Annotated in this window: 21 protein-coding genes; 2 read left to right on the top strand and 19 right to left on the bottom strand. The window is 41.9% G+C overall.

The window, feature by feature from the left end:
* Nucleotides 1-213: 213 nt before the first annotated feature.
* The 7 genes from IGI88_RS15280 to IGI88_RS15250 all read right to left on the bottom strand — a co-directional run bounded on the left by IGI88_RS15280 (nucleotide 214) and on the right by IGI88_RS15250 (nucleotide 8,813).
* Nucleotides 214-1,314: a glycerol dehydrogenase gene (locus tag IGI88_RS15280; protein WP_008382170.1), complete on the bottom strand. Its 1,101-nt coding sequence runs from the start codon at nucleotides 1,312-1,314 to the stop codon at nucleotides 214-216.
* A gap of 187 nt (nucleotides 1,315-1,501) precedes the next feature.
* Complete coding sequence (gene dnaJ, locus IGI88_RS15275; RefSeq protein WP_005235650.1) at nucleotides 1,502-2,671, bottom strand: molecular chaperone DnaJ; 1,170 nt, start codon at nucleotides 2,669-2,671, stop codon at nucleotides 1,502-1,504.
* 126 nt (nucleotides 2,672-2,797) lie between these two features.
* Nucleotides 2,798-4,627, bottom strand: a complete 1,830-nt coding sequence (gene dnaK / locus IGI88_RS15270) for a molecular chaperone DnaK (protein ID WP_005235649.1) — start codon at nucleotides 4,625-4,627, stop codon at nucleotides 2,798-2,800.
* A gap of 52 nt (nucleotides 4,628-4,679) precedes the next feature.
* Entirely contained in the window at nucleotides 4,680-5,267 is a 588-nt protein-coding gene (grpE, locus tag IGI88_RS15265; RefSeq protein ID WP_005235647.1) for a nucleotide exchange factor GrpE, read from the bottom strand.
* A 38-nt stretch (nucleotides 5,268-5,305) separates the two neighbouring features.
* Complete coding sequence (gene hrcA / locus IGI88_RS15260; RefSeq protein WP_005225934.1) at nucleotides 5,306-6,349, bottom strand: heat-inducible transcriptional repressor HrcA; 1,044 nt, start codon at nucleotides 6,347-6,349, stop codon at nucleotides 5,306-5,308.
* A 182-nt stretch (nucleotides 6,350-6,531) separates the two neighbouring features.
* Nucleotides 6,532-7,722, bottom strand: a complete 1,191-nt coding sequence (hemW, locus tag IGI88_RS15255; RefSeq protein ID WP_051154609.1) for a radical SAM family heme chaperone HemW — start codon at nucleotides 7,720-7,722, stop codon at nucleotides 6,532-6,534.
* A gap of 443 nt (nucleotides 7,723-8,165) precedes the next feature.
* Nucleotides 8,166-8,813: a hypothetical protein gene (locus tag IGI88_RS15250; RefSeq protein ID WP_429969533.1), complete on the bottom strand. Its 648-nt coding sequence runs from the start codon at nucleotides 8,811-8,813 to the stop codon at nucleotides 8,166-8,168.
* Between the two features lie 117 nt (nucleotides 8,814-8,930).
* Between IGI88_RS15250 and IGI88_RS15245 the strand changes: the two genes are divergently transcribed.
* Nucleotides 8,931-9,797, top strand: a complete 867-nt coding sequence (locus IGI88_RS15245) for an aldo/keto reductase (protein WP_086299384.1) — start codon at nucleotides 8,931-8,933, stop codon at nucleotides 9,795-9,797.
* Nucleotides 9,798-9,933: 136 nt separating this feature from the next.
* Here the strand turns inward: IGI88_RS15245 and iadA are convergent, their stop codons facing one another.
* From iadA to truB, 4 genes are all read right to left on the bottom strand, one after another.
* The gene (gene iadA / locus IGI88_RS15240) at nucleotides 9,934-11,118 is read right to left on the bottom strand and encodes a beta-aspartyl-peptidase (RefSeq protein ID WP_016620344.1); all 1,185 of its coding nucleotides are present in this window, start codon (nucleotides 11,116-11,118) and stop codon (nucleotides 9,934-9,936) included.
* 30 nt (nucleotides 11,119-11,148) lie between these two features.
* On the bottom strand, nucleotides 11,149-12,840 hold the full coding sequence (gene yfcC, locus IGI88_RS15235; protein ID WP_176273503.1) for a putative basic amino acid antiporter YfcC: 1,692 nt from the start codon (nucleotides 12,838-12,840) through the stop codon (nucleotides 11,149-11,151).
* Nucleotides 12,841-13,079: 239 nt separating this feature from the next.
* Entirely contained in the window at nucleotides 13,080-14,033 is a 954-nt protein-coding gene (gene ribF / locus IGI88_RS15230) for a riboflavin biosynthesis protein RibF (protein ID WP_008378129.1), read from the bottom strand.
* Between the two features lie 2 nt (nucleotides 14,034-14,035).
* Nucleotides 14,036-14,962: a tRNA pseudouridine(55) synthase TruB gene (gene truB / locus IGI88_RS15225; RefSeq protein ID WP_101699076.1), complete on the bottom strand. Its 927-nt coding sequence runs from the start codon at nucleotides 14,960-14,962 to the stop codon at nucleotides 14,036-14,038.
* Between the two features lie 122 nt (nucleotides 14,963-15,084).
* Between truB and IGI88_RS15220 the strand changes: the two genes are divergently transcribed.
* Complete coding sequence (locus IGI88_RS15220) at nucleotides 15,085-15,663, top strand: phosphatase PAP2 family protein (RefSeq protein ID WP_086299383.1); 579 nt, start codon at nucleotides 15,085-15,087, stop codon at nucleotides 15,661-15,663.
* A gap of 51 nt (nucleotides 15,664-15,714) precedes the next feature.
* On the opposite strand, the gene rbfA is transcribed toward IGI88_RS15220, so the two are convergent.
* The 8 genes from rbfA to IGI88_RS15180 all read right to left on the bottom strand — a co-directional run bounded on the left by rbfA (nucleotide 15,715) and on the right by IGI88_RS15180 (nucleotide 22,167).
* Complete coding sequence (gene rbfA / locus IGI88_RS15215; protein WP_005225925.1) at nucleotides 15,715-16,065, bottom strand: 30S ribosome-binding factor RbfA; 351 nt, start codon at nucleotides 16,063-16,065, stop codon at nucleotides 15,715-15,717.
* Nucleotides 16,066-16,097: 32 nt separating this feature from the next.
* On the bottom strand, nucleotides 16,098-18,857 hold the full coding sequence (infB, locus tag IGI88_RS15210) for a translation initiation factor IF-2 (protein ID WP_429960743.1): 2,760 nt from the start codon (nucleotides 18,855-18,857) through the stop codon (nucleotides 16,098-16,100).
* Nucleotides 18,858-18,869: 12 nt separating this feature from the next.
* The gene (locus IGI88_RS15205; RefSeq protein WP_005235626.1) at nucleotides 18,870-19,172 is read right to left on the bottom strand and encodes a YlxQ-related RNA-binding protein; all 303 of its coding nucleotides are present in this window, start codon (nucleotides 19,170-19,172) and stop codon (nucleotides 18,870-18,872) included.
* Nucleotides 19,165-19,461, bottom strand: a complete 297-nt coding sequence (rnpM, locus tag IGI88_RS15200) for an RNase P modulator RnpM (protein WP_005225922.1) — start codon at nucleotides 19,459-19,461, stop codon at nucleotides 19,165-19,167. Before rnpM ends, IGI88_RS15205 begins: the two co-directional genes overlap by 8 nt.
* A gap of 16 nt (nucleotides 19,462-19,477) precedes the next feature.
* Entirely contained in the window at nucleotides 19,478-20,692 is a 1,215-nt protein-coding gene (gene nusA / locus IGI88_RS15195; RefSeq protein ID WP_008378144.1) for a transcription termination factor NusA, read from the bottom strand.
* 21 nt (nucleotides 20,693-20,713) lie between these two features.
* Nucleotides 20,714-21,187, bottom strand: coding sequence for a ribosome maturation factor RimP (gene rimP / locus IGI88_RS15190; protein ID WP_008378146.1), 474 nt, complete (start codon nucleotides 21,185-21,187; stop codon nucleotides 20,714-20,716).
* Between the two features lie 207 nt (nucleotides 21,188-21,394).
* Nucleotides 21,395-21,736, bottom strand: coding sequence for a DUF2752 domain-containing protein (locus tag IGI88_RS15185; protein WP_429960857.1), 342 nt, complete (start codon nucleotides 21,734-21,736; stop codon nucleotides 21,395-21,397).
* A complete protein-coding gene (locus IGI88_RS15180) occupies nucleotides 21,733-22,167 on the bottom strand; it encodes a DUF4234 domain-containing protein (RefSeq protein ID WP_008378150.1) in 435 nt (144 codons plus the stop codon). The genes IGI88_RS15185 and IGI88_RS15180 overlap by 4 nt, the downstream gene beginning before the upstream one ends.
* Nucleotides 22,168-22,236 lie beyond the last annotated feature (69 nt).

Below are 22,236 nucleotides of genomic sequence, written 5' to 3'. Positions count from 1 at the left end.
ATCTGCTACGACAAAGGAACTAATAATAGGCATGACAAATGGGTATGCTGCTTTTTGCACCATACAACAACAACAGGTAGTTTGTGTGTTGAAGTTCGTCATGTCTTGTTCCCTCCTTTAATTTGCTTGTTATCAAAATAGCACGACTCTTTTTTTTTGTCAAATATTTTTTTAATCAACAAGTATCGATCAATGAACGTTTATAAAATAACATTAAAGAGGATAATAAGCAGTCACATAGGCATCCACGGCTTTGATCGCGGCTACAACATCTTCTGCGGATACCGTGAACGGCATATTGTGAATCGTCTCCCCTTCGATGGTTGCTTGTTTACCGACTTTCATAAGCTCTGCATCGCTAACATCAGAAAGATGCATTTCAGCTAATGTCGTTGGTAATTCCAACGCCTGATACAACTCAATATATTGGTCAATTTCATCAGGATCCGCGTTTTCCAGCATCAATTGTGTAAGTGTCCCGTAAGCAACTTTCTCCCCATGAGTCAAATCATGGACGTCTCCTTCAAGGGCTGTCAAGCCATTATGGATCGCATGAGCTGCTGCCAAACCAGCACTTTCAAAGCCTAAACCACTTAACAGAGTGTTGGCTTCCACGATTTGTTCAAAAGCTTCGGTAACGACTTGTTTTTTATTTGCTTGATAGGCTTTCAGTGCATTCTCAAAAAGAATCTCTTCGCATTTTTCAGCGATTGCCATGCCGGCAATTGGTTGAATACCACCCACCATATTCTTACTATGGCTTCGGGCAACGGCGCGTGCTTCGACATAGGTTGCTAGTGCATCCGCAATACCCGCTGCAAGTAATTTGGCAGGCGCTTTCGCAATAACGGCTGTATCCACTAAGACAAGTTCAGGGTTTTTGTTGTAAAAACGATATTTTTCAAAGCGACCTTCATCTGTATAAATAACAGAAAGTGCCGAAGTTGGTGCATCAGTAGAAGCGATCGTTGGCAAAACAGCAATCGGTATGTTTAATTCATCCGCAACAGCTTTCCCAGTATCGATGGCTTTCCCGCCACCTAATGCAGCAATTACTTCAATGGATTCGCTTTTGGCTTTAGAGACGATACGATCGATTTCATTTGCAGAAGCTTCTCCACCAAAAATTTCTTTTACCGGACCTAAATCAGCCGCTTTGAGATTTTCAAATAAATCTTCCCCGGCAATTTTCCAAACTGTTTCATCGGTCAAAAGCAGCACTTTCTTTCCTAGATCTTTAATGTGAGATAAACCATCCTTCAATACTCCTTTTCCTTGAACGTATCGTGACGGACTCGCAAATATTCTTTCCATTGTATCTCCTCCTTCAATTGGTCTACTTTTATTGTGACACACTAAGCAAGCGATTTCAAAGGAAAAGAAAAAAAGATCGCCAAGAAGATTCGATTCTCGCACATACTGCACATTTATAGCCATACAAACACTCATGCCCTTATAAAACTGATGGTTTTATAAGGGCATGAATTGGATTATTTACTTGTTATTTCTTTTTCCCACCAAAAGCATCTTTCATTTTATCAAAAAACCCTTCTGGTTGTTGTTCGGTGGTTTCATGACCACTAGCTTTTGCATAAGCCCGCAATGCTTCTTTTTGTTCCTCATTTAAGTTCTTAGGTGTGATCAGCTTCACTTTGACTTGTTGATCGCCATTGCCGCCTCCCCGTAAGCGAGGTGCTCCTTTACCGCGTAAGCGGAAGTTCGTACCTGTTTGGGTCCCAGCTGGGATTTTTAACTTCACATTCCCGTGAACGGTTGGCACATTGACCTCATCTCCTAAAGCTGCTTGGACAAAGTTCAACGGCAACTCGTAATAAATCTCTGAACCGTCACGATCAAAAATATCACTTTCTTCCACACGGAAAACAACGTATAGGTCCCCATAAGGACCACCATTGGTTCCAGCTTCCCCTTGGCCAGATAAACGCATTTGTTGTCCATCTTCGACACCTGCAGGCACGTTGACTTTTACATTATGTTTTTTCTTTTCATGGCCAGTACCATGACAGGTTGTACATGGTTCTTTGATTTCTTTCCCAGTTCCATGACAAACATCACAGGTTTGACGGCTCATTACACGACCAAGCGGTGTTTGACGTTCAACATTGATAGTACCTGCACCATGACATTTATGACAGGTTTCTGGTGAAGTACCTGGTTTTGCCCCGTTCCCGCCGCAGGTATGACAGGTTTCTTCACGATTGTATTGAACAGTTTTTTCCACTCCGAAAATCGCTTCTTCAAAGGAAAGATCAACCGCATATTGCAAGTCTGCTCCTTGTCGAGGTGCATTAGGATTGGCTGCTCTGCCGCCTCCACCACCAAAAAACGATTCGAAAATGTCTTCAAATCCACCAAAACCGCCACCGGAGAATCCGCCACTGTTAAAGCCGCCGAATCCACCGCCATAACCGCCTCCGTAGTTCGGATCGGTACCAGCATGACCATACTGGTCATAAGCAGCTCTTTTTTGGGAATCACTTAATATTTCATAGGCCTCAGAAATCTCTTTAAACTTTGCTTCTGCATCAGGTTCTTTATTGATGTCTGGATGATATTGTTTTGAAAGCTTACGATAAGCTTTTTTGATTTCGTCATCCGAAGCCCCTTTTTGTAGACCTAAGACCTCATAATAATCTCTTTTGTCTGCCATTGGCTTCCCTCCACTCTATTCTTGCGTCTCTCGTATTTTAGCATATAATTCGCTCTAGAAAAATACGTTTCGCAAATTCATAAGAAAAAGCCAAAGCGGTGACTTTGGCTTTTTCACAAACAGCGATTATTTATCGTCACCGTCTACTTCTTCAAAGTCGGCGTCAACCACATCGTCTGCGCCGCCTTGTGCAGCTTCTGGATTTTCTTGTGCTTGTTGTTGTGCTGCTTGTTCGTATAATTTAACGGTTAAGTTTTGTACGATTTCATTCAAAGCATCACGTTTCGTTTTCATTTCTTCTAAGTTGTTTGCTTCAACCGCAGCTTTCAACTCATCACGAGCTTCTTCCGCTTTTTTGACTTCGTCTGCATCCACTTTGCCTTCAAGCTCTTTCAATGTTTTATCAACAGTGAACAACAATGCATCGACGTCATTGCGTAGATCAACTTCTTCTTTGCGCTGTTTGTCGGCTTCAGCATTTGCTTCAGCATCTTTTACCATGCGTTCGATTTCTTCATCTGATAAACCTGAAGATGATTTGATCGTGATTTTTTGTTCTTTTTGTGTACCTAAATCTTTTGCAGAAACATTAACGATCCCATTTTTATCGATATCAAATGTTACTTCGATTTGAGGGATGCCACGAGGTGCTGGTGGAATATCCGTCAATTGGAATCTTCCTAATGTTTTGTTATCAGCAGCCATTGGACGTTCCCCTTGCAAGACATGGATATCAACGGCTGGTTGATTGTCTGCTGCAGTTGAGAAGACTTGTGATTTACTTGTAGGGATCGTTGTGTTACGATCGATCAATTTTGTGAAGACAGCACCCATCGTTTCGATACCTAATGATAATGGTGTAACGTCTAGTAAGACAACATCTTTCACATCCCCAGTGATCACGCCACCTTGGATCGCAGCCCCCATCGCTACCACTTCATCTGGGTTTACTGATTTGTTTGGTTCTTTATTGGTTTCTTTACGTACAGCATCAACTACTGCCGGAATACGAGTTGAACCACCAACTAAGATCACTTCGTCGATTTCTGATTGTGATAGACCAGCATCTTTCAAAGCTTGACGTACTGGAATTTTTGTACGTTCTACTAAGTCTGCTGTTAATTCATCAAATTTCGCACGAGTCAAGGTCATTTCCAAGTGCAATGGACCAGCATCGCCAGCTGTGATAAACGGTAAGCTGATTTGTGTACTTGTTACACCTGACAAGTCTTTTTTCGCTTTTTCAGCAGCATCTTTCAAACGTTGCAAAGCCATTTTGTCTTTTCCAAGATCAATGCCGTTTTCTTTTTTGAATTCTGCTACCATGTGATCGATGATTTTGTTATCAAAGTCATCCCCACCTAGGTTGTTGTCCCCAGCAGTTGATAATACGTCAAAGACGCCATCACCTAATTCAAGGATCGATACGTCGAAAGTACCGCCACCTAAGTCAAAGACCAAGATTTTTTCATCTTTATCTGTTTTATCTAACCCATAAGCTAAAGCTGCGGCAGTTGGTTCATTGACGATCCGTTCTACTTCAAGACCGGCAATTTTACCAGCATCTTTGGTTGCTTGACGTTGTGCATCGTTGAAGTATGCAGGAACAGTGATGACTGCTTTTTCAACTTTTTCCCCTAAATAGTCTTCAGCAAATCCTTTGATGTATTGAAGAACCATTGCGGAAACTTCTTGTGGTGTATACGATTTGCCTTCAACTTCTACTTTGTATCCAGCTTCACCCATATGGCGTTTAATAGAAGAAATCGTATTAGGATTTGTCACTGCTTGGCGTTTTGCAACTTCCCCTACTTGGATCTCACCATTTTTGAATGAGACAACAGAAGGTGTGGTACGGTTTCCTTCTGGATTCGTAATGATTTTTGCTTCGCCGCCTTCAAGGACAGCAACAGCTGAGTTTGTTGTTCCTAAGTCGATACCGATAATTTTACTCATAAGTAATACACTCCCTTTTTTAATTTAAACATCTACTTATAGATAGAAAGAACTATTGTGCAACGATGACCATGCTTGCACGCAAGACACGATCATGCAATTTATACCCTTTTTGCAAGACAGTAACGATTGTGTCTGCCGGTGTTTCATCAGAGGCAGGTACAGTCTGCACCGCTTGATGCAAGTTCGGATCGAACATTGCACCTTCAGCAGGAATCTCTTCGATTCCCTCTTCTTTTAAGGCTTGACGCAGACTTTCAAGAACCATTTCAACGCCTTTTTTCAAATTCGCCGCTTGGTCTTGATCGACATCTGCTGCCATCGCTCGTTCCAAATTGTCGATTGCTGGCAACAGTTTTTTGCCAAGATCTTGCGAGCGGTATTTTTGTAAAAGTTCCCGCTCGTTGCGGTTACGTGAAGTGATATTTGCGATCTCTGCACGAGCACGCAGGAATTGATCTTCCAATTCATTATTCTTTTCTTGCAAAAGTTCCAATTCGCTTTTTTCCACTGTTTCTTCCTCTGGTTGAGGAGTCTGTGCTTCAGTTTCAGTTGATTCATTTGAAGATTCAGTTGTTTCTGCGGTTTCTTCAGCAGTTTTATCTAATTCTTCATCTAAACGCTCTTCTTTTTCCGTCACGTTTCAACCATCCCTTCTACGATTTGTTTCATTGCCGCTTATTCATTGGCAGCGTCTAATGCGCGATAATAATCGGCCAATTTTTTTGCTAACTCGCCTCGAAAAACTTCCATCAAACCAAACATCCGTGAATACGGCATACTTGATGGACCTAATAAAGCGATCGTTCCTTGTCCATGACCTTCGATTTCATAGCTAGCTTGGATCAGACTCATATTTTGTAACAAGTCATTGCCAAGCTCAGAGCCGATTCTGATTTGAATCGCAGAATCTCTTGGCGCCAGCAGCTGTGTCAGCTGATCTGCATTTTTCATAAATGAATACATCGATTTGAACTGACTAACATCTTGCGTCGGTTCAAAATCCAGAAGATTCATTCGCCCGCCGACGAAGATTTTTTCTTCAAAAATGTGGCTCAGCATCGTATCAAAGAGATCAACGATTCCGTCAGTCGTTTGAAAATACTTATGCAGAATCATAGGAATCTCTGTTCTTAAACGATGGTAGACCGTCATTAGAGGCTCACCGATCAATTTGTCGTTGATGATCCTTACCATTTTTTCCAAATCTTCGCTGCTCATCGATTCAGGAAGAGTAAAGACTTGATTTTCGACATTCCCTTTATCCGTCACGATGATCGCGATGATCTGTCGTGCATTCAATGGGACGATTCGAAAACCGGTCAATTTCCTTTCCTTCATATCTGGCCCGAGAGACAACGCTGTATAGCTAGTCAAGTTGGACAAGATCGTGGCAGACTGCTGGATGATTTCATTGATTTCATGAAAATCTTTTCCAAAAGAATGACGAATGGTTTGAATTTCGTTTTGGTCAACTTCCGATGGCTTCAATAAGTGATCAACGTAATAGCGATACCCTTTTATTGACGGCACACGCCCTGAAGATGAATGTGTCTTTAACAGAAGTCCAGCTTCTTCCAGCGCCTTCATCTCATTACGAATGGTGGCAGAGCTAGCTTCAACCCCATCTTCCATCAATCGCTTCGAGCCCGTGGGCTGACCAGTATTCGTATAATTTTGGATGATGAGGTGTAAAATCATTTGTTGTCTAGGTGTCAACATTTTATCCACTCCTCCGTTAGCACTCATTCCTATTAAGTGCTAACACGATTATAAATATACCATATTTGCTAGGAATGTCAAGTATTTGCATCACTTTTTTAGCACTCTTTCTAAGAGAGTGCTAAAAAAGAAATCAAAAAAAGAAGCAGCACGAAATGGCTACTTCTCTTACTCGTTCTTTCTTATTTTTCTGCATCCAAGAGAAATGCTTCAAACACTTCGTTGCCAATAAACATCCCAGCTTTCGTTAAAAAGACACGGTCACCTTGACTAGCCAACCAGCCTTTTTGAATCAACTGTTCGCTCGTTGAACCATAGATTTCCTGAAAAGACTTCCCGAATTTTTCTGCAAACTGTATTTTTGAAATGCCGACCTTTTTACGAAGGCCTAAAAACAGTTCCTCTTCCATTTGATTGCTGGTTGTCAATTCTTCGATTTCGTGGATTGGCAACTGATTTTCCTGTAATGGTTTCAAATAATGCTGGATTGGACCTTTGTTCTTGTAGCGAGTCTGTCCAAGATACCCGCTGGCGCCTGCCCCAAAGCCAAAATAATGTTCATTGTTCCAATACACTAGATTATGTAAGGACTCATACCCTGGTCGTGCAAAATTACTGATTTCATATTGGTTCAATCCAGCTTTTGTCATCGCGGCGATCGCCTCATCAAACATCTGCGTTTCAGCTTCTTGAGAAGGCAGTGCCATTCTCCCTTGGCGAACCCAGTTCATAAACATGGTTTTGTTTTCTAAAATCAAAGAATACATTGCATAGTGAGGCAACCCGAGATCAATCGCTCGCGTCAGTGTATCACGGAAGCTTTCTATGCTTTGTCCCGGAAGTGCATAAATCAAATCGATCGTCACATTCTGAAAATCATGTTTTTCCAGCAGCTGAATAGTTGAATAAACATCTTCAGCGGTATGCTTGCGGCCAATTTTTTTAAGCAAGCGATTATCAAAGGTCTGGACCCCCATCGACAAGCGATTGACTTGATGATTTTTCAAAACCAGCATTTTTTCTTCACTCAAATCACCAGGATTTGCTTCCACAGTAAACTCTTTGGTTGTGTGTGTTGGCAGCAATTCATGCACACCTGACAGCAATCGATCCAGTTGGTTCGCCGAAAGCGACGTTGGCGTCCCGCCGCCGATATAAATCGTTTTCGCCTCATTGAGAGGCTGACGCAAGAGGGTCAGCTCAATTTCTTTTAGTAACGCTTCGATGTACTCATCCACTGGCTGCCCTTCTAAAAACACTTTGTTGAAGTCACAGTAGTAGCAGATATGTTCACAGAAAGGTATATGTATATACGCAGAAATATTTTGCGCGCTTTTTGTAGATGGATCGTTTATTGTTTGACCTTCAGGCATTCCTAAGTAATTCTCCTCTACCTTCTTTTTTGCTCCCACCGCTGAGAGCACCGGCACTCATTGTAGCATAGTTCTTAGAATTCTCCTATCACTTGGACTATTTTTAAGCAAGAAAAAACACCAGTTCCAAGAAGTGATGTCTTTAAATATTCATAGAAAAAATAAAGAGCACTACTCTTATTAAGTACGGTAAAATACCGCTTTTGTTCTTATCCCGCCCAGAAAAAAATCTGTTTGTTACAAGAACTAACACTTCCCCCAAACTGTTAGCGCCACAATAGATAAGCTGTTGTTGACGGCTTACTTAACAAGAGCAGGACTCTTATTCACGAAAGACAATTGCTTGTCTTATCTGACTTAAGTATACCTTTTTAAAAAAATTAAGTCCTATCATCTTTTTCACCAGTCTATGAAAACGATGAGAATCTTCACCTTGGTAACAGTTATAAAATGTGCAGCAAAATATCGATCAGATAGCGGATCAACCGATACGCAATAAATAAGAAGAAAATATTTCCCAGCAAGAATTGAAAGACATTGCCAATCGATCCCTTAAAGGAGCGAAAACTGAAATAACGCGACCAACGATTGAACCCGTTTTGGCGGTTTCGTTTCAAACGATACGCTTCATCATACTTCATCTCCAAGAGGTCATAATAAAAAATCATCAAGGGTTGTTGCACAAAGAAAACTTTTTTATAGCCTGCCATCAACGTGTACTGCTTATTATTGGAAGGAAAGTTGCGATTGCCGTTTTTCTTCACGCGCATCGTTGTTCCATCATTCATTTGGAACGCATAATGATCCTCAAATTCTGTCAGTTGATGAATTTTCGGCACCTGATTTTCTTCTTCGAAAGCAAGTACGACCTCACTCGCTCGCTGATAAAGTGAAACCAACCACGCCATTATGCCTAGCAATATAACTAGCAAAATGATATTTAAAAGCAAACTTTCTTGTAACAAAAGTAAATAACCTAAGATAATCAAAATCGCCACACCAAGGGCAATCATTCTTCTACGGAAATAACTGCGATACATCAATTCAAAAGAGCGCCGATAATAGGCAAAATCTTCTTTAACAAAATCCATTTTTTCCACATCTTTCTGTGTTTAGGTTGCTGATAATGTATCAAAGATCCTTTTGAAAGTCAATTTCCCTCAAAAGTTTCAGCGTCTGATTTGTTTCAAACAAGAAAACGTTTTATAATGGAAGATGTAACAAAAAAAAGCGATGAAAGTAGGTTGAGATACGTGATATTACAAGAAACATTTACCTTGCAGAACAAACTGGCAATTCCTAAGATTGGCCTTGGAACCTGGCAATCTTCTCCAGAAGATGCTTACAACGCAACAAAATTTGCCATTCAAAATGGTTATCGACATGTCGATACAGCGGCAGCTTACAAAAACGAAGAAGCGGTTGGGAAAGCTGTGCGCGATTCAGGCGTTGCCCGCGATGAAATTTTTGTTACCACGAAAGTACCTGCTGAGTTAAAGACCTACCAAGAAGCGGTTGATAGCATTGATGCTTCTCTAAAAAAACTTGACTTAGGGTATATCGATTTGATTTTGATCCATGCCCCTCGTCCTTGGAAAATCATGGGAAACAATCCAGAAAACAAAGATTTTTATCTTGAAAACATCGATGTTTGGAAAGCATTAGAAGAAGCCTACTTAAGTGGAAAAGTAAAATCGATTGGTGTTTCCAACTTCGATCAAAAAGATTTGCAAAATATTTTTGATCATTGCGATGTGAAACCGATGGTCAACCAGTTTATTTACCATATTGGCCTCACAAATGAAGAACTATTGACATTTTGCAAAGCGCACGAAATTTTAGTGGAAGGCTATTCACCAATCGCTACTGGTCGTTTACTCGATAACGATGCAGTGAAGACGATTGCTGAAGCCTATGGAAAATCTATTCCACAACTTTCAATTCGTTACTTGCTACAAAAAGACATTCTGCCATTGCCAAAATCCGTTCATGAAGAATACATTGCTGACAATGCCAAAGTTGACTTTGAAATTTCTGAAGAAGACATGAAGAAATTGGATGAGTTGCAAGCTTAAGAATACTTGCGTTTAATTGAAAAAAGCAGTCCGATCAAGTCCAGTAAATGCTGGTCATGGATCGGGCTGCTTATTTTCTTCTACAACTCTGTTTAGAAAAACAACCGTTTCTTAGTCTGTTAAAACTGAATTCTTCTTATGTTAGTTGTTCAAAGGTACCCCACACTTTTACTTCTTGTTCTTCTACCATTGTTCTGCCTTTTGCTAGAACCGTTTCTACTGCTAATGAGTCTTTGTTCAGCAAGCAAATATCAGCATCCATCCCTGCTGCAAGACGTCCCTTTTGATCAAGCTTCAATACTTTCGCTGGATTGGAAGTGATTGCTCGAATGGCGATCTCCAATGGAATCTGCTCTTTTTGGACTGCTTCTTTAATGCCTACCATCAGCGCTCGCGAACTGCCGACACCCAGACCTATGAATTGATTGTTTTCATCAAAGTACGGGAGGCTGCCTTGCCCATCAGAGGTCATGGTAAATTGATCCAGCCCGATCCCTTCTGCTAACAAACGTTTCAATCCTTTACTGAAGCGAACCTCATCGTCTTCTTTTTCCCAGAAATCAGGATCTTCACTCGCCGTAAAATCGATCGTTCCACCCATTTTTGCAAAAGCAATACTTGCTTCGAAAAGCTCGCTGGTCCGATTGGCATGTGTCGGTAAAAATTGGCTGATTGGAATCTCTGTCTCTTCGATGGTTCGTAAAAGCAGCTCATATTTTTTCTTTCCTCCACCTAAGTGGACGTTTACGATACCTGCTTTTCCAGAAAGCATCCCACCAACACGAGCATCCGCAACCGCGCGGGTAAATTCTTCGAAACTTGGTTGTGAAGAACGATGGTCAGAAACGGCAATTTCACCGATACCAATAATTTTATCGATAGTCAAAAAATCTTGGATGATGGAATCCGTGACGGGCGCCAAAGGCAATCGATACGAACCGTCATAAAGATAAGTCGTGATGCCTTCCGCCTCTAGTCCACGCGCCTTACTGATCAAGGCAGTCATATCTCTGCCTACTCCGTCAGTACCTAAACAGCCAACCACTGTCGTTACTCCTGCAGAGGTCAATTGACTCAATTTCACTTCTGGTGTCCGGTTTTGAAAGCCGCCTTCCCCGCCACCTCCTAAGATATGAAAGTGGCAGTCAATAAAGCCGGGCACAGCGAGTAACCCTGTGCCATCGATTTCTTCAAGAGGAACACCTGAGAATCCTCCTTCAATCGAATCTTGAATAGCAATGATCTTGTCTTCATTTAATAAAATATCTTTTTTTCCTAAATAGTCAGGAGCGTAAACCTCTGCTTGTCGTATCACCTTCATAAGTGCTTCCTCCTTGTGGCTGATTACTTCTTATTGCAAGCCGATTGCGACCGCAATAAAGATAAAAATGGTTCCTAATACAAATAAGAAACCTTGCATTTTGATCTGGAATTTCGCCCATTTCACCCATTCGATTCTTGCGACACCTAAGACACCGATCAGACTTGCCGATACTGGAGTGAAGGCATCCATAAAGCCCGAGCCTAATTGATAAGCCAAGACAGCGATCTGTCTAGAGACACCTAAAAGATCGGCTAATGGCGCCATGATCGGCATGGTTAATGCAGCTTGACCTGAATTTGAAGTCACGATCAAATTGAAGAAGCTTTGGAAAATGTACATGAACCAGGCACCAATAAATGCTGGAACATTGCTTAACAAACCGCCGATGCTGTGCAAAATCGTATTCAACGCTGACGGCACATTGGCATCAGAACCGCCGAGAACCAGAAGAATCCCTTTGGCCATCCCCACAACGATTGCAGTTCCTGCCAATTCTGAGGCACCAGATTGAAAGGCACTCGCCACATCATTCAAGCCCATATTTTCTAATTTGAAAAGAACCGCTATGATTCCTGCCCCTAAGCCCATAACAAAGAATTGAGAAGCAATCTCGGGAATATAGTAGCCTTTCTGCGTCACACCCCATACGATCCAGATCAAAACCGCCAGCATTTCAACCAAGATCAATTTATGACCTAATAAAAATGGTTTTTGCTCACTGGAGGTTTTTTCAAGATGATTTCTAAAATACGCATCCGATTGATACGTTAGCGATTTCTCAGGATTCTTGCGAATTCTTTCGGCATAGATCATGAGGTACCCTGCGGATAGTGCGGTAACCACGACCCACATGATGATTCGGAACGTTGCGCCTGAAAGAACGGGAATACCTGCGATCCCTTGAGCTACTGCCACACTAAACGGACTCATCCACGAGGTGGCATTTCCAATCTGGGAGGCGACATAGGTGACGGTGACCGCCACGATCGAATCATACCCCAATGCGATCACGAAAGGCACCATGACCATCGAAAACGGAATGACTTCTTCTGCCATCCCAAAGGTAGCGCCCCCAAATGAAAAAGCAAAGAACAACAGCGGCAATGCCAAGCGTTCTAATCCACGAGTTTTGCTGATAAATGCAAAGATCCCCGCATCAATCGCTCCGGTTTGCATGATAATACCAAACGCACCACCGACCACTAGGATCAGTGCTGCGATCCCAACTGCTGAGCCGTATTTATCACCAGAAACCAATCCTTCAAAAACAAAATTTAAGAAGCCGAAACCGTTAAAGTCATCAGTTCCCCAAACCTTGGCTGTTTTGTGCAGTTTTTCAGAAGTATCATAAATTTTTTCGCCGTAAAGACTGTAAAGCGTGTCATCGGTCAGTCCCACCTCATCTAATTGACTCTGGGACAACTCTTTAGGCCCTTCAGCTAGAACAGCTGCTAAAGCCTCAGGATCGACATCTAATTCTTCCAACTCTTGTGGATCGTCTTCCAATTGATTCAACTGTTGATAGACGTATTCGTTATCTAACGGGTAGGCATAACGAAACGAATCTTGCATCAAGACCGTTCTGGTACTTATTTCCCCATTTGCATCGGTATACTCGATTTCTTGTGTACTGAATTTTCCAGCGGGAACTAAGAAAGTCAGCAACCACGCCAACAATACGACCCCAAAGATGATGACATACGTATGAGGCGTTTTCATTTTAGTTAAATCTTTCTTTTCTTTCCCCTTTTTCGCTTTTTTTCCAATTGTCACTTTTTCTCTCCCTTTCCCTTTGCAGCGTTCTGCATAAATTATCATTTTTGCCTATTTTTTAGTATATCGAAAAAACGTTTTTTCCTCATGGGGAAAGCATTAGAATTCAAATAAACTACGTTATAAAAAGAAAGAAAAAGAAAAAGTGAAAAGAAGCCAGAAACGCTTCTTTTCACTACGAATGCTTAGTTTTCTTCAGAAAGCCCATCAAAATAAGTTTCAGTGTCTCGTTCATCTTGCTTTAATTGTTCGATCAACGCTTGTGCGCCATTGAAAGCGACTTGATCACGTAAGAAATGATGCCAGCGGATCGCCACGGTTTCACCATAGATATCTTGGTGAAAATCGAGAATATAGATTTCAACTGTTAACTGGCGCCCCTGACCAAACGTATCATTGTGACCAATCGATCCCATCGATGGATACCACTTGTCACCGACTTTGATTTCCGTCACATAGACGCCTTCTTTTGGCAACCGAACGGTGCTCTTTACTTTGATATTCGCGGTTGGAAACCCAAGTTCTCGTCCTCTAGCATCACCGTGAACGACGGTTCCTTCAAATTCATAAATATACCCTAACAAGCGATTGACTTGTGCCATATCGCCATTTTGTAGGGCAGAGCGAATGCGTGTGGAGCTAACCTTTTCTTCATCAAACGATTCTTGCGCGACAGTCACAACTTCAAAACGATTTTCTGCATATGTTGGTAACAGCGCCATGTTGGCTATCTCTTTCTTGCCGTAGGTATAGTCGAATCCAGCAACAACAACTTTTGCATGCAGACCGATCATGTATTCATCCACAAACACCTGTGGTGCCAGATTTGCAAAAGCAGAAGTAAACTCAATGATATAAAGAATATCTACTCCAAGCTTTTCCATATGCGCTTCCTTTTGAGCCAAGCTGGTCAGGTATTGCATTTTTTCAGGATCGACTTTTTGAAAAACGATCGAGGGATGTTGATTAAAGGTCATTAATGCCAATTTTAACCCTTTTTCTTCTGCGATCTTTCGTCCTGTTTCAATGACTTTCTGATGACCTAGATGTACGCCATCGAAAAAGCCTAACACTAAGACGATCTCCTCATCAGGAATCGTTTCGTGATCATAAGGGTGTCTCATTTCAATGATTTCCATGTTCATTCTCCTATTTCTGTACGGATGACTTTTACCGGTTTCATCATATCTTGGTATTTGTCATGAGCTTTATAGATACTGATCAATTGTTCTCGATAAAAAATCGCCACTAATTCCTCTGGGCGCTTTGGTAATCCAAACACGCTGAAAGGCAAGCGCATGCCATTTTTTACTTTCTGCCAGAGGTCCGCATCGATCGTCACTTGAACAAACTCCGATACCCCATATTCCACCGGTAGCAGTAGTTCCGAAACACGTTGTTCATCGACTGCCTTTTGCACCTCTGCAATCGTGTAAGATTGTTCTTTAGAAAAACCACCGCTTTTTAAGCGAGTCAAATCAGACATATGCGCGGGTACACCCAGCAATTTTCCTGTGTCGACCGCTAACGTGCGAACATAAGTCCCTTTTCCACAAGAAACTTCAAAACGCCAGCTTTGCGTATTGTCCTCATGAAAAACCGGCTCTGAAATTCGTTTGAAGGAATAAATTTCTGCTTTGCGCTGTGGTCGCTCGACAGTTTCATTGTTGCGAGCATATTCGTAAAGTCGTTTGCCATTGACTTTGACCGCCGAATACATCGGCGGGATCTGGGTAATCGTCCCCGTCAACTGTTTCATTGCCTGATCGATTTCTGTCTTCGTAAACGGACGAGTTAGTGCTTGTTGTTCAACGATATCCCCCGACCGATCTTCTGTAGTGGTACTGAAGCCCAAGGTGATTTCCCCGGTGTAGACTTTTCCAGAATCAACCAAGTATTCGACGATCTTCGTTCCTTTTCCGATACAAATGGGCAAGACACCATCCACGTCAGGATCTAGTGTGCCGCTGTGTCCGATTTTTTTTGTCTTTAATATTTTTCGTAATTTAAACACGCAGTCGTGACTTGTTTGTCCACGCTCTTTCCATAATGGTAAAATCCCGTCCATCGTATTCCTCCATTTCACTTCAACTTGCTTATTATAACATATAAAAAAAATTCATTGCACGACAAAATCCTTTTCGCTCCTTCTCATTACATGATAAACTAAGCATATAAGGAGGTCCTAAAATGGTTGTTTTAACGATAGGGTCATTTATTGGATTTGCCATCTTTTTGATCATGATTCAGCTCGGCACGATGCAGCGTTGGGAAGAAGCGTTTGCTTTGCAGATCATCCAAAGCCGTACGCCTTCTTTGACGCGCATGATGCACTTTTTTACCAATTTAGGAAAAGCCTTTCCGACAGTTGCGATCGCTTTACTATTGTTTGTCTTTCCATCATCGCGGGCGGATCTTGCACCAAAAACAGCAGTCAGTATCTTCATAGTATCAGCAGCTGCTTACCTGATCAAACGGATCGTCCGACGAGATCGTCCGATCGATCATCGTTTAGTTGAAGAAAAAGATCACAGCTTTCCTAGTGCCCATGCTGCCACATCCGCTGCCATGTACGGAACGATCGCCTTGAATCTTGGACAATTGGTTCCCTCAGCAGTCCTTCCGATGAGTCTGCTGGCAGTTTTGTTAAGCTTTATGATCGGCTTTAGCAGAGTCTACTTAGGGATCCATTTTTTAACAGATGTGATCGGAGGCTGGCTCTTGGGGACAGGTGTTGCTGGACTGGTAACTTTACTGATGAATACCTGATGCTCTTTTCAAATAAAAAAGAACAGCTTCGATTGGAAGCTGCTCTTTTTTTTATTCTTCTGAGTGCAATGCGCGAATCATTTCATCAATTTTATTCCCGTATTGTACTGATTCATCCAATTCGAATTGGATTTCTGGAACTTTATAGAGCGTTAACGCTTGACCTAATTCACGACGAACCAAGCCAGTTGCTTTTTCCAGTCCTGCTTGGGCTTTTTGCTTATCTGAAGCTAAGTCCGTTAGGGTGCTGTAAAAGATCGTTGCTTGCTGTAAATCTCCAGTTACTCGTACATCTGTGATCGTCACATCTTGCACGCGAGGATCACGAACTTTTTTACGAAGAATTTGATTGACTTCTTTTAAGATTTCTTGTGCCACTCGGCGATCTCGATAGTTAGCCATTCAAAAAGCCTCCTTGTATAGTTGTCATTCCGTTATTTTGTCGGTACTTCTTCCATGACATAGCCTTCGATCACGTCATCAACTTTAAGATCGTTGAATTTCTCGATCATCGCGCCACATTCAAACCCTAGCTTCACTTCTTTGACATCATCTTTGAAGCGTTTCAAGCTGGCAAGTTTGCCTTCATAGATAACGATGCCGTCACGGATCACGCGGACGCCACTGTCACGGCGAATACTGCCTTCCGTTACGTAGCAACCTGCGATCGTGCCCACTTTAGATACTTTGTATGTTTCACGAACGATCATTTGACCAGTGATTTTTTCTTCGAATTCAGGATCAAGCATCCCTTTCATCGCAGTTTCGATTTCTTCGATCGCTTTGTAGATGATGCGATGCAAACGAATATCGACTTTTTCCGCTTCCGCTTGCTGTTTGGCTTGCGGTGTTGGACGGACGTTGAATCCGATGATGATGGCATTACTTGCTGCTGCTAGCGTTACATCACTTTCATTGATTGCACCAACGGCTGAATGGACGATGTTCACTCGCACACCTTCAACATCGATTTTCTTCAATGAAGCAGCTAATGCTTCAGCTGAACCTTGTACGTCTGCTTTGATGATGACATTTACTTCTTTCAGTTCGCCTTCTTTTAGACTTTCAAACAAGTTATCCAATGTCACACGACTGCTTGATGCGCGTTGCTCCATCAAAGCACGTTTTGCACGTTCTTCACCCGCTGCTCGAGCTGTTTTCTCGTCTTCAAAAGTAACGAAACGATCACCTGCTTGAGGCACATCATTCAATCCTGTGATTTCGACTGGTGTAGCAGGTCCAGCTGCTTTATCACGACGACCTAAATCATTCGTCATTACGCGAACACGACCGAAAGTATTCCCTACAACAATTGGATCACCTACATGAAGAGTCCCTTGTTGAACCAATAGTGTTGCTACAGGACCTTTTCCTTTATCAAGGCGCGCTTCAATGACTGTACCGATCGCCCGTTGGGTAGGATCAGCTTTCAAATCTTCGACTTCTGCTACTAAGAGGATCATTTCAAGCAATTCTTCAATGTTTTGCCCAAATTTCGCTGAGATTTCAACGAAGATCGTATCGCCACCCCAAGCTTCTGGGATCAACTCATGTTCACTTAATTCTTGCATCACGTGTTGTGGGTTAGCACCTGGTTTATCGATTTTGTTTACTGCAACGATGATCGGCACTTTTGCTGCTTTCGCATGGTTGATCGCTTCCACTGTTTGTGGCATCACTCCATCATCAGCTGCGACAACAAGAATCGTGATATCGGTGATACTTGCTCCCCGTGCACGCATACTAGTGAAGGCCGCGTGTCCAGGAGTATCTAAGAAAGTAATTGGTTTGCCATTGATGTCGATTTGGTAAGCGCCAATATGCTGCGTAATTCCCCCAGCTTCACCACTTGTTACGCGTGAATGACGTAAAGTATCAAGCAATGTTGTTTTCCCGTGGTCAACGTGACCCATGATCGTCACAACAGGTGGTCGTGATACTAAATTCTCTTCAATTTGTTCTTCTGCTTCGAAGAATTTATCGATGTCTGCGATATCCACTTGAACTTTTTCTTGTGGTTCGATTCCGTAATCGGTAGCAAGCAGTTCAATCGTATCTTTATCTAAAGGTTGGTTTTGATTGACCATAACCCCCATCATAAAGAGTTTCTTGATGATCTCTGCTGGTTCACGGTAGATTTTTTTCGCGATATCCGCTACGTTCATGCCTTCTGAATATTCCAATACTTCTGGTAGCTCACGGAATTTACGTGCTGGAACTGGCGGTTTCTTTTCCGTCTGCTGACGGCCTTTTTTGCCTTTTTTATTGAATTTGTTGCGATTGTTATTGTTGAAATTATTGTTGCGTCCACCGTAGTTTGACTTGCCGCGGTTTTGATTTCCTCCACGGGAATCATTCGATCCTTGCGGACGGTTATTGTTACGGTCTGCCCCTTGCGTATTTCCTGCAGATTGAGCGGCCGGACGGTTTTGTTGCCCTTGGTTATTTGGACGGTTTTGCTGTCCTTGGTTTGTTGGGCGATTTTGTTGCCCTTGATTATTCGGACGGTTTTGTTGTCCTTGGTTTGTTGGGCGATTCTGTTGCCCTTGATTATTCGGACGGTTTTGCTGTCCTTGATTGTTCGGACGATTTTGTTGTCCTTGGTTGTTTGGACGGTTTTGCTGTCCTTGATTGTTCGGACGATTTTGTTGCCCTTGATTATTCGGACGGTTTTGCTGTCCTTGGTTTGTTGGGCGATTTTTTTGCCCTTGATTATTCGGACGGTTTTGTTGTCCTTGGTTTGTTGGGCGGTTTTGTTGCCCTTGATTGTTACGATTCTCTTGGTTATTCACTCGATTATGACTTCCTTGGTTATTTGGTCTGTTACTTCCTTGACTGTTCGTGCGATCTACTTGTCCTTGACCAGCAGGACGGTTATTGCTTTGCGTAGTTCGCTGTTGACTTTGATTGTTATGACGGTTTTGGAAGTTAGGATTATTTCTTTGCGTTTTAAATTTCTTTTGCTCTTGTTTTTCCGGCTGGTTGGCTGGTTTCTGATTTGCGGGATTTGAGTTTGCAGATGTTTTACCATTTGGATTGCCGCCTAATGACTGCTGCAATTTTTGCGCCTCTCCATCTGAGATCGCGCCCATATGATTTTTGACATCAAAGCCTAAAGATTGTGCTTTTTCAACAACCTCTTTGCTCGACTTATTCCATTCTTTTGCAAGTTCATAAATTCTTTTTTTTCCCATGCAATCACCTTCCTAACCTAATATTAATTCCTGCACCTTCCTTGCAAATCCTTGATCTAAGATGCCAATGACCATTCTTGGTTTCCCAATGGCCGCACTGATTTCATCAGCAGAAAATGCATCTAGGAGCGGAATTTCGTAATAAGAACTTTTGTCCTTAATTTTCTTTTGTGTATTTTTACCAGCATCACTGGCGATAATGACTAAAGCTGCTTTCTCATTGCGAATCTCTTTTAAAGTCATTTCTTCACCAGTTACTAATTTCCCAGCACGCATGGCTAGTCCTAACATATTTAATGCTTTGGTTTTATTCATTTGCAAATAACTCTTTTCGCGCTTTTTGGTGCGTTACATAGTCCAATAGTTCTTGGTAAAATTCATCTGTCAATTTCGTTTCCAGCACTCGATCCAAGATACGCTTATCCCATGCTTTCTGGGCTTCAGCCGGTTCGATCGCTATATAAGCTCCCCGACCTGGCATTTTTCCTGTCGGATCGATGGAAACAACGCCTTCTTTTGAACGAGTGATACGAAGCATTTCTTTCTTAGGTAGCATTTCGCCTGAAATCACTGATTTTCGTAAAGGAATTTTTCGTTTTTTCATCACGATCTCACCTCAACTATTTTTCGTCAAACTCAACATTTTCATAATCATCCGCAGTCATGTCTGATGGAAGGATCGCTTCATCAACTGTTTCTGCAGATTCTGTTGCTTCTGTACTGATTTCTTCAGCAGCTTCTGAAGCATTGGCATCATACTCATCGATATAGTCGCCTTCATCCAGCTTCGCATAAAATTCTTCCATGTCTGTTTCTGATTTGATATCGATTTTGAAGCCAGTCAATTTGGCTGCTAGGCGAGCATTTTGTCCGCGTTTACCGATCGCTAATGATAGTTGGTAATCAGGCACGACAACAGTACAAGCCTTCGGATTATCAACATCAAAAATAACGTCGCTGACTTCTGCTGGATTCAACGCATTGGCGATGAAGATCGCTGGATCTTCATTCCATTCCACGATGTCCATGTTTTCGCCTTTTAGTTCATTGACGATCGCTTGAACCCGTTGACCTTTAGGGCCAACACAAGTGCCGACTGGATCGACGTTGGCATCAAAGGAACGAACAGCAACTTTGGCACGATCCCCTGCTTCACGAGCAATACTTACGATCTCTACAGTACCATCATATACTTCTGGCACTTCTTGTTCAAATAATCGGCGCAGCAAATCTGGATGGCTGCGGCTAACGAATACTTGAGGTCCTTTTGAAGTATTTTCAACACGAGAAACGAATACTTTGATCCGATCATGGGGTTGATAAAACTCATTTGGCATTTGGTCTTGTTTTGAAAGCACGGCTTCAATTTTGCCTAAGTTTACATAGATATAACGATTGTCTTGGCGTTCAACGATTCCTTGCAAAATGTCTTTTTCGTACGCACTAAATTCGTTATAGATAATGTTTCTTTCCGCTTCACGGACCCGTTGCAAAATGACTTGTTTTGCCGTTTGCGCCGCAATACGACCAAAGTCTTTAGGCGTTACTTCAAAGCGGATTTTGTCGCCGATTTCATAAGCGGGGTTGATTGTCATCGCTTCTTTTAATGAAACCTCTAGTTGCGAGTCCATGACTTCTTCTGTCACTTCTTTGACTGCATAGACGTGGATATTGCCTTTTTTCTGATCAAATTCTACTTCCACATTTTGTGCTTGCCCGTAATGACGTTTGTACGCTGAAACCAATGCCGCTTCCAAGGCATCGATGACAATCTCTTTTGAAATGCCTTTCTCTGCTTCTAATGCATCCAATGCATTCAACATTTCTTTACTCATGATTCTTTCATTCCTCCGTGTTTAAAATTGAATGGCTAAACGAGCTTTGGCAATATTTTTCCGGTCGATCGTTCGTTCTTTTTCTCTGGTTTTGATTCGGGTCTTCATAACTAGCTGATTTTCATCGAATGACTGTAAAAAGCCTTCGAACTGTTTTTCTCCATCAATCGGTTGATATAAAGAAACATGAATGTACTCGCCGACTGCCCGTTGATAATCTGCTTCTTTCTTCAATGGACGCTCGGCGCCAGGGGAAGAAACTTCCAAGAAATAGGCCTGTGGAATAGGATCAGGTTCGCATTGGTCTAATTGTTCACTAAGTTGTTCACTGACAAAGGCACATTCCTCGATATCGATTCCGCCTTCTTTATCAATGAACACACGAAGAAACCAATTTTTCCCTTCCTTCACAAATTCTACTTCAACTAATTCAAATTTTTGCGCATCCAGAATAGGGGTCACTATATCTGTAACAGTTTCCACTACCGTACTCACAACATCGCCTCCTTTATTTCTCAACGAAACGAACTTCATTCCATTAAAAAGAGTGAGCGAAAAAACCGCTCACTCACTCTAAGTATCATTACATTGTAAATATAACACAATTTTCATAAAGATTCAACTACTGTCGCATGTTCCCTTCGCTTTCAGAAAAAAACAAAGCATTTTCTTAAAGATTTTTAATGCTTGGGTGAATGGCTGTTAGTGAATCACTTGACCAATCCGACGTAGTAGTTGTGGGAAAATGCTCTCTGGATCAAAGTCCATTGGCGCGTCATGTGGGAAATGAAGCCAGAGCCGACCACCATAAACCACTAGTACCAAAAGTGTCAATGTCACCCACAGGTTGTGACTGTAGTAAAGTTTGCTGATTTTCGGATTTTTTTTGAATAAAACGATTCCGAATACGATCGGCACTAACCAAAACAAGGGATGAAAATGCAGCGCACCTTCAAGATCACCCTGAAATAAGTGCAAGTAGGCGCGCGTCATGCCACAACCTGGACAAGGAAACCCCGTTAACCTTTTAAACGGACAAATCAATAATCTACCCAATCATCTGAATCAGACGAATCGTTTGTATTGTTAGATGAGGTCATGGCATTTTGATCAGCCGCTTCCCACATTTGGTTCATATCACCTTGTAAAATCGCCATGTTGATGAAATCAAAAGCAAACAGGCTCAAGACGACAAAAAGAATTTTGTTGTCACTCAGACGAGGCATATTCGCTCGTTGTTGTGCACTCATAAAGATATCCGCAATTCGGTACCACCAATAAATTTGATACAATCCACAAGTAAGGATCGTGAGTAAAATCGACGTCTCTGGCGAAAGACGATTATCCCCGCTGTATTCTGCCAGCTCTTTGGTTGTTTGGTACATCCAAAAGAATGTATAAATGCCACAAGTAATAAATGTTAATAAAATGACCGATACAACCGATTTCTTTCTAACTCCGTAATTATAATTCATCACAAACTCCTTCTAGTTTATTCCTTTTTATCACATACTAATTATACACGATTTTATTCACAAAAACAA

Source organism: Enterococcus sp. AZ179 (assembly GCF_050498885.1).
In the GTDB taxonomy this organism is placed as follows: Bacteria; Bacillota; Bacilli; order Lactobacillales; family Enterococcaceae; genus Enterococcus_D; species Enterococcus_D entomosocium.
The sequence above is the reverse complement of the archived record's forward strand: the minus strand, read 5'-3'. Positions and strand labels throughout refer to the sequence as shown.